Genomic DNA, 12,158 nt, shown 5'->3' with positions numbered 1-12,158 from the left:
GCAAGGAGTGCGAATTGTTCGAGAGGTTCACCGACCGAGCGCGACGTGTTGTCGTCCTGGCCCAGGAAGAGGCCCGGATGCTCAACCACAACTACATCGGGACCGAGCACATCCTCCTTGGCCTGATCCACGAGGGAGAGGGCGTCGCCGCGAAGGCGCTCGAGTCCCTCGGTATCGCTCTGGAGGGCGTGCGACAGCAGGTCGAGGAGATCATCGGCCAGGGGCAGCAGGCCCCGTCCGGGCACATCCCCTTCACCCCCCGGGCGAAGAAGGTGCTGGAGCTGTCGCTGCGCGAGGCGCTGCAGCTCGGCCACAACTACATCGGGACCGAGCACATCCTGCTCGGCCTCATCCGCGAGGGCGAGGGCGTCGCGGCCCAGGTGCTGGTCAAGCTGGGCGCCGACCTCAACCGTGTCCGTCAGCAGGTGCTCCAGCTGCTGTCCGGCTACCAGGGCAAGGAGCCGCAGGAGAGCGGCACCGGTGGCCGTGGCGAGGGCACGCCGTCCTCGTCGCTGGTGCTGGACCAGTTCGGTCGCAACCTCACCCAGCAGGCCCGTGAGGGCAAGCTGGACCCGGTCATCGGCCGGGAGAAGGAGATCGAGCGGATCATGCAGGTCCTCTCGCGGAGGACCAAGAACAACCCGGTGCTGATCGGCGAGGCCGGCGTCGGCAAGACCGCCGCCGTCGAGGGCCTCGGCCAGGCGATCGTCAAGGGCGAGGTCCCGGAGACGCTGAAGGACAAGCAGCTCTACACCCTCGACCTGGGCTCGCTGGTCGCCGGTTCCCGCTACCGCGGTGACTTCGAGGAGCGCCTCAAGAAGGTGCTCAAGGAGATCCGCACCCGCGGCGACATCATCCTGTTCATCGACGAGATCCACACCCTGGTGGGTGCGGGTGCCGCCGAGGGCGCGATCGACGCCGCCTCGATCCTCAAGCCGATGCTGGCCCGCGGCGAGCTGCAGACCATCGGTGCGACGACGCTCGACGAGTACCGCAAGTACGTCGAGAAGGACCCCGCGCTGGAGCGCCGCTTCCAGCCGATCCAGGTGTCCGAGCCGTCGGTCGAGCACACGATCGAGATCCTTCGTGGTCTGCGTGACCGGTACGAGGCGCACCACCGCGTCACGATCACCGACGACGCACTGGCCTCGGCCGCGACGCTGGCCGACCGCTACATCAACGACCGCTTCCTGCCGGACAAGGCGATCGACCTGATCGACGAGGCCGGCGCCCGGATGCGCATCCGCCGGATGACGGCTCCGCCGGACCTGCGGGAGTTCGACGAGAAGATCGCGAACGTCCGCCGGGACAAGGAGTCGGCGATCGACGCGCAGGACTTCGAGCGGGCCGCGCACCTGCGCGATCAGGAGAAGACCCTGCTCGGCGAGAAGGCCGAGCGCGAGAAGCAGTGGAAGTCGGGCGACCTCGACGTCGTCGCGGAGGTCGACGGCGAGCAGATCGCCGAGGTGCTGGGCAACTGGACCGGCATCCCGGTGTTCAAGCTGACCGAGGAGGAGACGACCCGTCTGCTCAAGATGGAGGACGAGGTCCACAAGCGGATCATCGGCCAGGAGGACGCGGTCCGCTCCGTCTCGCAGGCGATCCGTCGTACCCGCGCCGGTCTGAAGGATCCGAAGCGCCCGTCCGGCTCGTTCATCTTCGCCGGCCCGTCCGGTGTCGGTAAGACCGAGCTGTCCAAGGCGCTCGCGAACTTCCTGTTCGGCGAGGACGACGCCCTCATCCAGATCGACATGGGTGAGTTCCACGACCGCTACACCGCCTCGCGGCTGTTCGGTGCCCCTCCCGGGTACGTCGGCTACGAGGAGGGCGGCCAGCTCACCGAGAAGGTGCGGCGCAAGCCGTTCTCGGTGGTGCTGTTCGACGAGATCGAGAAGGCGCACCAGGAGATCTACAACACGCTCCTGCAGGTGCTCGAGGACGGCCGTCTCACCGACGGCCAGGGCCGCACGGTCGACTTCAAGAACACCGTGCTGATCTTCACCTCGAACCTGGGCACCCAGGACATCTCGAAGGCCGTGGGACTGGGCTTCTCCTCCGGTGGCGACGAGAAGTCGAACTACGAGCGGATGAAGACGAAGGTCAACGACGAGCTGAAGAAGCACTTCAGGCCGGAGTTCCTCAACCGCATCGACGACATCATCGTCTTCCACCAGCTCAACCAGGAACAGATCATCCAGATGGTCGACCTGATGATCGGGCGGGTGGAGAAGCAGCTGGCGAACAAGGACATGGGCATCGAGCTCACCGACAACGCCAAGAAGCTGCTGGCCCACCGCGGGTTCGACCCGGTCCTGGGCGCCCGGCCGCTGCGCCGGACGATCCAGCGGGAGATCGAGGACCAGCTGTCGGAGAAGATCCTGTTCGGCGAGATCGAGGCCGGGCAGATCGTCATCGTCGACGTCGAGGGCCTCGACACCTCCGCGGAGGAGGGCTCCAACGCCTGGTCGGACAAGGCCAAGTTCACCTTCCGTGGTGAGCGCAAGCCGTCCGAGCCGGTGCCGGACTCCCCGCCCACCGCGCTGGCCGGCGAGGAGTGAGACAGACCCACGCATGACGACGGCGGGCCGTCCCGGGAGTTCCCGGGGCGGCCCGCCGTCGTCGGTCCGGAGCCCGGTTCCGGCCCCGGCCCGGTGGCCCCCAGGGGAACCTTCGAGGCGTAGAGCGCTACGAAGGTTCCCCTGGGAGCGGGCCGGGGGCGTGGTCGGGCAGCGCGACGACCAGGTCGGCCCGGTCCCGCGAGGCCTCGACGAGCCGGGCGTTCGGCTCGTCGGTCCGTTCCACCCAGGCCCGGGCGGCCTCGGGCGTCTTGCCGAAATGCACGTGCCGCGCGACCAGGCGCTCCAGCCGGAGCGCCTCGTCGGTCTCGTGGAACCACACGGCGTCGAACCCGGCCCGCACCGCCCGCCAGCGGGGCGTGCCGAGGAGCAGGTAGTTGCCCTCGCTGACCACGAGCCGGCACTCCGGGTGCACCGGGACCGACCCGGCGACGGGCTGCTCGATCTCCCGGTCGAACGCCGGGGCGTACACCGGGCCCGCGCCGTCGTCGGGGGTGAGCCGCAGACGGGCGAGCAGCGCGGCGTAGCCGTCGGCGTCGAAGGTGTCCGGGGCGCCCTTGCGATGACGGCGGCCCAGCCGGTCCAGCTCGACGTCGGCGAGATGGAAGCCGTCCATCGGGACGTGGGCGACCCAGCCGGGGCCGAGCCCGTCCGGGGGCGTGGCGGCGAGCGCCCGGACCAGGGCCAGCGCGACGGTCGTCTTGCCGGCCCCGGGGGCCCCCGCGATGCCGAGCACCGCCCGTCGTCGTCCGGCGGCGAGCGCCCGGGCGCGCTCCACCAGCTCGTCGAAGCGGTCGGTCCGTGCCGGGGTGTCCACGAGCGTCATTCTTTCCGCCTGCGGCTAGGTTCTGCGCATGAGCTCGGTGCGCCCGGTCCCCGAGACCCGGCTGATGACCGGCGAGGAGCTCTCCGCCGACGACGCCGCCCACACGCTGCGCCGCTACGGCCTCGGGCACCTGCTGTCCGCGGGCTTCCTGCGCTTCCGCTACGGCGACGGCTTCTCCCACGCCCGCGCGTTCGGCCTGCAGCTGGCGCTCGCCGCCGTCCCGCTGATCATCGCCGGGGTCGGGCTGTCCGCCGCGGCGGGCGCCGAGGGCGCCTCGGAGGTCGTCGCCCGCACGGTGCTGGCGCTGTCCCCCGGGACCAGCGACGAGCTGGTCGCCGAGGCCGTCCGCGGTGCCGGAGCGGGGGAGGCCGACCCGGACGACCCCGGTGAGCAGGCCGAGCGGGACGACACCCCCACCGGGGAACGCGGTGAGCTGGTCCTCGCGCTCGGCCTGCTCACCGCGTTCGCCGCGGCGACCTCGGCGTTCGCGCAGCTGGAGCGGGGCGCGAACCGGATCTACGGCACCGAGCGGGACCGGCCCGCGCTCGCCAAGTACGCGCGTGCCGCGGCGCTGACCGCCACCGCGGGCGTGGCCATGGCGACCGGGCTGCTGCTGATCGTGGCGGGGGAGCCGTTCGGGGACGCGGTGCGCGAGGTGTACCGGTGGGGTGCGGTCGCCGAGACGGTGTGGGACGTCGTGCGCTGGCCGGTCGGGCTCGCGCTGCTCGTCGTCGCGGTGACGGTGCTGCTGCGGTTCGCGCCGCGCCGTCGCCAGCCGGGACTGTCCTGGCTGGGCGCCGGGGCCGCGGTCACGGTGCTGCTGTGGCTGGTCGCGTCCGGACTGCTGGGTCTCTACGTCGCCGTCGCGGACACCTTCGGTGAGACCTACGGTCCGCTGACGGCGGTGATGGCCCTGCTGATCTGGGCGAACATCAGCGGGGTCGCGTTGCTGGCCGGGGTGGCGCTGTCCGCGCAGCTGGAGGCGGTGCGGGCCGGTGAGGAGGATCCGCGGCTGCCCGACTCCGACGACGACGGCATCCCCGACCACACCGACCCGGACTGAGCGCTCAGCCGAGCTCGTCGCGCCGCGGGTCCGACGACGGCAGCAGCGTCCGCAGCCGGTGGCGCAGCTCCTCGTCGTCGGTGCCGTCGCCCCGGCCGGACCGGACCAGGGTCCACAGCGCGTCCGGGTCGTCGGCCCGCAGCAGCGCCGACCGGACGGCGACGGCGAGCTGTTCGCGGGCCCGGCGGATCTCCGGTGCGTCCGAGGTCGGCAGCAGCGGCCCGCGGGCGGCCTCGGCCGCGGCGTCGCGGATCCGGCCCTCCCGCAGCGCCGCGCGCAGCCGCAGGAAGTCGGCGTCGAGGTCGGCGACGAGCCGGTAGGGCTGGGTGCGCACGGTGTCCTCACCGACGGCGCGGCGCAGCCGGTGGACCTCGGCGCGCACGGTGATGGCGCGGCCGCCGTCGCCGTAGAGGGCGGCGGCGAGCTGGTCGGCGGTCAGCCCCTCCGGATGCAGCGCCAGCAGCGCGAGGACCTCGGCGTGCCGCAGGCCCAGGCGCACCGGGCGCCCGTCCCGGCGGGCGACGACGGGGGTACGCGCCCCGAGCAGCGGCAGCGTCAGGGCCGTCCGGACGGGTCCGCCCGCGGGCAGCCGCAGCAGCCAGCCCTCGCCCAGTGGCTCCAGCACGCCCGCGACGGGCCCGCCGCCCAGCGGCACGCCGCCGACCGCGACGCCGTCGACGACGACCCGGTCCCCGCCGTCGGGCAGGGCGATCCGCTCCGGGAACTCGCTGCCCGGCGACGCGGCCAGCACCCGCCCGTGCGCGGACAACAGCGCGCCCGGGGTGCCGCCGAGCCGGGTCAGGTGCGGCCAGTACTCCTCGCGCAGCCGCCGGTCGTGGGCCTCGGCGATGGCCAGCAATCGGTGCTCGGCCAGCCGCGCGGCCGCGGTGACCAGCGCCAGCGTCGTCGGGTGGAAGCTCTCCTCCGGCCCGGTGACGTCGACGGTGCCCACCACCCGTCCGGTCGCCGGGTCGTGCACCGGGGCGGCCGCGCAGGTCCACGGGTGGTAGGCGCTGACCAGGTGCTCGGCGGAGTGGATGCGGACCGGCGCGGCGCCGGCCAGCGCGGTGCCCATCGCGTTGGTCCCGACGGCGTCCTCGCTCCACCGGGTGCCCTCCACCAGGTCGACCCGCTCGGCCCGGGTCAGCACCGCGCGGGCGCCCTCGCGCCAGAGGATCCGCCCCTGCCCGTCGGTCACGATCATCATGTGCCGCGCCTGTTCGGCGGCGTCGGTGAGGGTGTCGCGCAGCACCGGCAGCACGGACGCGAGGGGGTGCGCCGCCCGCCGGTCGGTGAGCTCGGCGCGGTCGTAGTCGTGCGGGGGACGGGAGCGTTCCGGGTCGACCGCCGCGGCCAGCGAGCGGGCCCAGGAGGCGCGGACCTCGGGCCGGACCCCGGCGCCGCGCGCACAGGAGCCGCCGAGCACGGCGTCGCGCGCCCGCTCGTACACCCGGCGATCCGCGTGCTGCGCAGCCACGTCCTCACCTTATGGTCAACTTTGCCTTACCTGAGTCGAATCCGCGTCGTCGGTACTCACCGGAGGGTCAGGTTCCGCATCTGCGTGCAACTTCCGTGCAACCCCCACCTTCCTAGTGTCGGCGGTCACGCGCAACGTGCGTTCCGCACCGCGCCCTCGGTTCGACGAAGCACCTCAGGGAAGGAACATTCATGGCCGTCTACGCCAACCCCGGTCAGCCGGGCAGCGTCGTCTCCTTCAAGCCGCGCTACGAGCACTTCATCGGCGGCGAGTACGTCGCTCCGGTGAAGGGCCAGTACTTCGAGAACCCGACCCCGATCACCGGTGAGAACTTCACCGAGGTCGCCCGGGGCACCGCGGAGGACGTCGAGAAGGCGCTCGACGCCGCGCACGCCGCCGCCCCGGCGTGGGGGAAGACCTCCGCCGGTGAGCGCGCGAACATCCTGAACAAGATCGCCGACCGGGTCGAGGCCAACCTCGAGCTGATCGCCATCGCCGAGTCCTGGGACAACGGCAAGGCCTGCCGCGAGACCCTCGCCGCCGACATCCCGCTCGCCGTCGACCACCTGCGCTACTTCGCCGGTGCGATCCGGGCGCAGGAGGGCACGTCGTCGGAGATCGACGCCGACACCATCGCCTACCACTTCCACGAGCCGCTGGGCGTCGTCGGCCAGATCATCCCGTGGAACTTCCCGATCCTGATGGCGATCTGGAAGCTGGCCCCCGCGCTCGCCGCCGGCAACGCGATCGTCCTGAAGCCGGCCGAGCAGACCCCGGTCTCGATCCACGTGCTGCTCGAGCTGGTCGCCGACCTGCTCCCGCCGGGCGTGCTGAACGTCGTCAACGGCTTCGGTGTCGAGGCCGGCAAGCCGCTGGCGTCGAACAAGCGCATCCGCAAGATCGCCTTCACCGGTGAGACCACCACCGGCCGGCTGATCATGCAGTACGCCTCGGAGAACCTGATCCCGGTCACCCTGGAGCTCGGCGGCAAGAGCCCCAACATCTTCTTCGACGACGTCGCCTCGCAGCAGGACGCGTTCTACGACAAGGCGCTCGAGGGCTTCGCGATGTTCGCCCTCAACCAGGGCGAGATCTGCACCTGCCCGTCGCGCGCCCTCGTCCAGGGCGGCATCTACGACGAGTTCATCGAGCAGGCCGTCAAGCGCGTCGAGCAGATCAAGCAGGGCAACCCGCTCGACACCGACGTCATGATGGGTGCGCAGGCCTCGAACGACCAGTTCGAGAAGATCCTCTCCTACATCGACATCGGCCGGCAGGAGGGAGCCAAGGTCCTCGCCGGTGGTGAGAAGGCCGAGCTGGGCGGCGACCTCGCGGGTGGCTACTACATCAAGCCGACCGTGTTCGAGGGCAACAACCAGATGCGGATCTTCCAGGAGGAGATCTTCGGCCCGGTCGTGTCGGTCGCGCGCTTCAGCGACTACGACGACGCCATGAAGATCGCCAACGACACGCTCTACGGTCTCGGCGCCGGCGTGTGGAGCCGCGACGCGAACACCGCCTACCGCGCGGGCCGCGAGATCCAGGCCGGCCGGGTGTGGGTGAACAACTACCACGCCTACCCGGCGCACGCGGCCTTCGGTGGCTACAAGCAGTCCGGTATCGGGCGCGAGAACCACAAGATGATGCTGGACCACTACCAGCAGACGAAGAACATCCTGCAGAGCTACTCGCCGAACGCGCTGGGCTTCTTCTGATGGGTGAGCCGGACGTCGGCGTCACCCCGACCGAGCGGGTGACGCTGACGCCGGCCGCCGCCGATCTGCTCGTGAAACTCACCGACCTGCACGGCCCGCTGATGTTCCACCAGTCCGGTGGGTGCTGCGACGGCAGCGCCCCCATGTGCTACCCGGACGGGGACTTCCGGACGGGCGGGTCGGACGTCCACCTCGGCGACCTGGTCGTCGAGGGTGTGGACCGGCCGATCGGTTTCTGGATGTCGGCGTCGCAGTACGAGTACTGGAAGCACACGCATCTCACGGTCGATGTCGTCAAGGGGCGCGGCAGCGGGTTCTCGGTCGAGGCGCCGGAGGGCGTCCGGTTCCTGATCCGCTCGCGGCTGTTCACCGACGACGAGTACCGGGCGATGCAGGACTGACCACCCCCTCCACGGCCCGGGACGACCGTCCCGGGCCGTGGTCGTCCCCGCCCGAGGAGCACCGATGACGCACACCCTGCGCGGACTGATGGGCCTGCCGGCGGAACCGGCCCCGCTGTCCCGATCCGCACTCATCATGATCGACCTGCAGAACACCTACACCGAGGGCGTGATGCGGCTGGAGAACGTCGAGCCGGCCCTCGGGGAGGCGGCCGAGCTGCTCGACCGCGCCCGCTCCGCCGGGTCCCGGATCATCCACGTCCGGCACGACGCCGGCGAGGGCAGCCCGTACGACGTCACCGCGCCGATCGGCGCCATCCACGACTCGGTCGCCCCGCGCGACGGCGAGGCCGTGGTGACCAAGAACTTCCCCAGCGCGTTCGTCCACACCGGGCTGGCGGAGCTGCTGGAGGGCTACCAGGACCTGGTGCTCGCCGGGTTCATGACGCACATGTGCGTGAACTCCACCGCGCGCAGCGCGTTCTCCGGCGGCTACGTGCCGACCGTCGTCGCGGCGGCCACGGCCACCCGGGCCCTGCCCGGCGTGCACGGCACCGTCCCGGCATCCGAGGTCCACGACGCGGCGCTGGCCGGCCTCGCCGACCTGCCCGCGATCGTCGTCCCGGACCAGAAGGCCGTCCCCTCCTGAGCCCTGCCCCGCCCCGCGGCACGCAGGTGCGCGGGGCGGGTCGGCTCAGAGGGCGGCGTCGATCGCGGCGAGGGTCGCGGCCGCGGGGGCCGCGATGCCGACCCCGCGGCCGTGGCGCACCTGCGGCTCGCGGACGTTGATCCGCACCAGCGCGCCGGTCGCGGCCGAGGCGAGCTCCGAGCGGCGACGCACCGTGGGCAGCGCACCGCCCGCCCCCAGCTCGACGACGACCACCCCGGTCCGGTGCGCCGCCAGCCAGTCCACGTGCCGCTGCAGCGCCGTCGCGGCGTGCGCGTCGTCCCAGCCGCCGTCGCCGAACATCAGGATCGCCGGACGGGCGAGGCCGCCGCAGCCCGGGCAGCGGGGCAGCTCGCCGACGGCACGCATGGTGGCCTCGTCGACCGGCACCTCGACGCCGTCGGCGGGCCACACGCCGTGACCGCAGAGCCGCAGGCACTGCAGGTGGTGGATGGAGCCGTGCACCTCGGCGACGTCGTCCGGGGCGAAGCCGGCCCGCTGGAACTGGCCGTCGACGTTCGAGGTGAACACGTTCGAGGGCACCCGGCCGGCCCAGCGGCGCAGCACCGCGAACCCCGGGTGCGGCACGGTGTCCCGGTAGAGGTGTAGGCGGTGGCCGTAGAAGCCCCAGGCCAGCGCCGGGTCGTCGGCGAAGTGCGCGGGATCGGCCAGCTCCTCGAAGCGCAGGCCGAGGCGGGCGTAGGGCGGGTAGGCCCGCCAGAAGCCCTCGCCGCCGCGGAAGTCCGGCAGCCCGGAGTCGACGCCCATCCCGGCGCCCGCGGTGACCAGCAGGGCGTCCGCGTCGCGGACCAGGCGGGCCGCCGCGGCGATCTCGTCGGAGAAGGCCGCGGCGACCTCGCGGGCGTCGATCAGGACCCCGCCGCGATCTGCTGCAGGTCGACGACCTCGAACTCCAGCAGCGACGCGCCCTTGGCGACCGGCTGCGGCGAGCGCTGGCCGGCGTGCGCCTCGGCGGCCGGGCCCTCGCGCCACGCCTGGAAGTCGGCCTCGGTCTCCCAGCGGGTGACGACGAAGTACCGGTCGTCGCCGGAGACGGGGCGCAGCAGCTCGAACCCGAGGAAGCCGGGCTGCCCGTCGACGGCGTGCAGGCGGTTCGCGAACCGCTTCTCCAGCTCGGGGCCCGCGTTCTCCGGGACCTCGATCGCGTTGATCTTCACAATGGCCATGTCCGCCACGTTATCCCTGCCCGGCGTCGTCGATGCGCATGCGCCGGGCGTCGCCGACCAGTTCGGCGAGGCGGGCCTCGTCCACCTGGTCCAGGCGGACGAGCACCAGCGGCCACGGTTCGTGCCCGGGGTCGGTGAAGAACAGGTCGGGCTCGCCGCGCAGCAGGGCCTGCTTCTCCGCCTCGTCGCCGACGTACAGCACCGCGACGTCGGTGCGGATGACCCGCCGACGCCCGGGCACCCGCTCCGGCCAGGACCACACGAAGCCCTTGCCGCGCACCCGGAAGTCGAACCCCTCGCTCGGGTTCTCGACGACGCCGTCGAGGGCGAGCGCGATCCGCCGCACGTCCTGTTCGTCCGCCACGGGGCGAGCCTAGGGTCGGGGCGCACCACAGGGGACGGGCCGCCGCCGTGCAGGTATACGACCAGCCGCGCGGGCTCCGACCCCGGCCGGTACAACCGACCCGGACGGGACCGGACAGATGATGCTCGGCTGGCTCGCCGCGCCCGGGCCGGTCCGGCACCGGACGACCGCGGCCCGGCGGCCGGCGGAGTGGATCGAGCGGGGCCGCGACGGCGGGGGACCGACCCGGCCACCGACCCGGACGTCGCCGCCGACCTCCTGTTCGACGGCTACCTCGGGGCCGTCCTGCGCTGGTGTGCGATCCCGGCCGACCGCCGCGGGCCGCTCACCCCCATGGTGGAGGCGCTGGTCGAGCAGGCCCTCGCGGGGCTCAGCCCGCGCTGAGGGCCACCGTCTCCCCGGTGCGCGAGTCGTGCAGCTCGACGGCGGTGATCCGCGCCCGCACCGGCTCGACCGGGTGCAGCCGCGCGAACGCCTCGGCGGGTCGCCCGGTCGCCAGCACCACGTGCGGCAGCCAGGAACCCGGCAGGTGCGCGGCGTGCGCGCCCCGCACCCGCCCGGCCAGCGCGTCGTGCACCGCCGTGTGCACGGCCAGCACCTCGGGGTCGGTGACGGCGGTCAGCGCCAGCGCGTCCGGCGCGTCCGGGCCGACCGAGCCGAGACCGGCCAGCCACAGCACCGGCAGCGCGACCAGGCGCAGCTGGGCGGTCAGCTCCCGCACGGCGGGCGGCGGGACCGTGCCCGCCGCGGCGACGGTGACGTGCGGCGTGCCGGCCGCGACCGGGATCCCGGCCGCGGCGAGCCGGTCGCGCAGCGCGGTGAGCGCGGCGGCGCCGTCGTCGTCGAGCCGGAAGCGGACGGTGCTGGGCATCGGTCCCCCGCTCAGACGGGGAGGGCGAAGCGGCCGTCGTCGGTCTGCTCGGCCAGGCCGTCGACCAGCAGCGAGTGCAGGCACCGGTCGCGCTGGCCCGCGTCGGACCAGACGGCGTCCAGCGCGGCCCGCTCGACCGGCCCGTGCGCGGTGCGCAGCACGTCCATGAGCTTGCCGCGTACCTGCCGGTCGGTGCCGGCGAAGCCCTGGACCGGCTTGCGCGGGCCGTCGTAGGCGGGCCTGCCGGCCGCCACCCAGGCGCAGCGGGCCGCGACCGGGCAGTCCGCGCAGCGCGGCGAGCGGGCGGTGCAGACGACCGCGCCCAGCTCCATCAGCCCGGCCGAGACGACGGCGGCCTCGGCGTCGTCGTCGGGCAGCAGTGCGTCCACGTCGGCCAGGTCGGCCCGGGTGCGGGCCGGTCCGGCGTCGCCCTGACCGTGCACCGCGCGGGCCACGACCCGGCGGACGTTGGTGTCGACGACGGCGGCGCGCAGCCCGAAGCCGAACGCCGCCACCGCCCGCGCCGTGTAGGAGCCGACACCGGGCAGGGCCTCGAGCGCCTCGACGTCGGAGGGGACGGCGTCGCCGTGCTGGGCGGCGATCGCCGCGGCCGCGTCGTGCAGCCGGATCGCGCGGCGCGGGTAGCCGAGCTTGCCCCAGGCCCGCAGCACGTCCGCGCGCGGCGCGGCGGCCAGCGACGACGGCGCCGGCCAGCGCTCCATCCAGTCCCGCCAGACCGGTTCGACCCGGGCGACCGGGGTCTGCTGGAGCATGAACTCGCTGACCAGCACTCCCCACGGCGTGGTCTCCGGGCGCCGCCACGGCAGGTCGCGGGCGTGCGCCCGGAACCACGGGGAGATCAGATCGGCCACCACCGTCCCAGTGTCGCGCGCCCCCGCCGGGCCCCGGCGACGGCCCCGCCGTGACCGCGGACCGGGCGCCGTCGGCGTCGCCCGGCGACCGTCCCGGGTGCCGGCGCGTGGATCACGGTCCCTACCGCGCCCGCCACCG

13 protein-coding genes are annotated in these 12,158 nt (G+C 73.3%); 6 read left to right on the top strand and 7 right to left on the bottom strand.

Annotated features, from left to right (window positions below):
* Window positions 1-14 precede the first annotated feature (14 nt).
* A complete protein-coding gene (locus ZF1_RS25540; RefSeq protein WP_062398450.1) occupies window positions 15-2,558 on the top strand; it encodes an ATP-dependent Clp protease ATP-binding subunit in 2,544 nt (847 codons plus the stop codon).
* A gap of 127 nt (window positions 2,559-2,685) precedes the next feature.
* Here ZF1_RS25540 and ZF1_RS25535 read toward each other — a convergent pair whose 3' ends face one another.
* Complete coding sequence (locus tag ZF1_RS25535) at window positions 2,686-3,402, bottom strand: nucleoside/nucleotide kinase family protein (protein WP_476652995.1); 717 nt, start codon at window positions 3,400-3,402, stop codon at window positions 2,686-2,688.
* A 28-nt stretch (window positions 3,403-3,430) separates the two neighbouring features.
* Between ZF1_RS25535 and ZF1_RS25530 the strand changes: the two genes are divergently transcribed.
* On the top strand, window positions 3,431-4,465 hold the full coding sequence (locus ZF1_RS25530) for a YihY/virulence factor BrkB family protein (RefSeq protein ID WP_073576755.1): 1,035 nt from the start codon (window positions 3,431-3,433) through the stop codon (window positions 4,463-4,465).
* A gap of 4 nt (window positions 4,466-4,469) precedes the next feature.
* On the opposite strand, the gene ZF1_RS25525 is transcribed toward ZF1_RS25530, so the two are convergent.
* Entirely contained in the window at window positions 4,470-5,942 is a 1,473-nt protein-coding gene (locus ZF1_RS25525) for a helix-turn-helix domain-containing protein (protein WP_482638515.1), read from the bottom strand.
* Window positions 5,943-6,133: 191 nt separating this feature from the next.
* Here ZF1_RS25525 and exaC point away from each other — a divergent pair, with 191 nt between their 5' ends.
* The 3 genes from exaC (at window position 6,134) to ZF1_RS25510 (ending at window position 8,707) form a co-directional block, all read left to right on the top strand.
* The gene (gene exaC, locus ZF1_RS25520; RefSeq protein ID WP_379674619.1) at window positions 6,134-7,657 is read left to right on the top strand and encodes an acetaldehyde dehydrogenase ExaC; all 1,524 of its coding nucleotides are present in this window, start codon (window positions 6,134-6,136) and stop codon (window positions 7,655-7,657) included.
* On the top strand, window positions 7,657-8,058 hold the full coding sequence (locus ZF1_RS25515; RefSeq protein WP_179761640.1) for a DUF779 domain-containing protein: 402 nt from the start codon (window positions 7,657-7,659) through the stop codon (window positions 8,056-8,058). Before exaC ends, ZF1_RS25515 begins: the two co-directional genes overlap by 1 nt.
* Before the next feature lie 64 nt (window positions 8,059-8,122).
* Window positions 8,123-8,707, top strand: coding sequence for a cysteine hydrolase family protein (locus ZF1_RS25510; RefSeq protein ID WP_178375743.1), 585 nt, complete (start codon window positions 8,123-8,125; stop codon window positions 8,705-8,707).
* A 45-nt stretch (window positions 8,708-8,752) separates the two neighbouring features.
* On the opposite strand, the gene ZF1_RS25505 is transcribed toward ZF1_RS25510, so the two are convergent.
* The 3 genes from ZF1_RS25505 to ZF1_RS25495 form a co-directional block, all read right to left on the bottom strand.
* Window positions 8,753-9,493, bottom strand: coding sequence for an SIR2 family NAD-dependent protein deacylase (locus tag ZF1_RS25505; protein WP_482638514.1), 741 nt, complete (start codon window positions 9,491-9,493; stop codon window positions 8,753-8,755).
* Between the two features lie 101 nt (window positions 9,494-9,594).
* Complete coding sequence (locus ZF1_RS25500) at window positions 9,595-9,912, bottom strand: antibiotic biosynthesis monooxygenase family protein (RefSeq protein ID WP_073576923.1); 318 nt, start codon at window positions 9,910-9,912, stop codon at window positions 9,595-9,597.
* A gap of 10 nt (window positions 9,913-9,922) precedes the next feature.
* A complete protein-coding gene (locus ZF1_RS25495) occupies window positions 9,923-10,276 on the bottom strand; it encodes an MmcQ/YjbR family DNA-binding protein (RefSeq protein WP_073576750.1) in 354 nt (117 codons plus the stop codon).
* Between the two features lie 189 nt (window positions 10,277-10,465).
* Here ZF1_RS25495 and ZF1_RS25490 point away from each other — a divergent pair, with 189 nt between their 5' ends.
* Entirely contained in the window at window positions 10,466-10,660 is a 195-nt protein-coding gene (locus ZF1_RS25490) for a hypothetical protein (RefSeq protein WP_405421218.1), read from the top strand.
* Here ZF1_RS25490 and ZF1_RS25485 read toward each other — a convergent pair.
* Window positions 10,647-11,147, bottom strand: coding sequence for a 2'-5' RNA ligase family protein (locus ZF1_RS25485; protein ID WP_251783608.1), 501 nt, complete (start codon window positions 11,145-11,147; stop codon window positions 10,647-10,649). The genes ZF1_RS25490 and ZF1_RS25485 overlap by 14 nt on opposite strands.
* An 11-nt stretch (window positions 11,148-11,158) precedes the next feature.
* The gene (locus ZF1_RS25480; protein WP_208826213.1) at window positions 11,159-12,022 is read right to left on the bottom strand and encodes an A/G-specific adenine glycosylase; all 864 of its coding nucleotides are present in this window, start codon (window positions 12,020-12,022) and stop codon (window positions 11,159-11,161) included.
* Between the last annotated feature and the right edge of the window lie 136 nt (window positions 12,023-12,158).

This window comes from Pseudonocardia sp. ZF1, assembly GCF_056835605.1.
The sequence above is the reverse complement of the archived record's forward strand: the minus strand, read 5'-3'. Positions and strand labels throughout refer to the sequence as shown.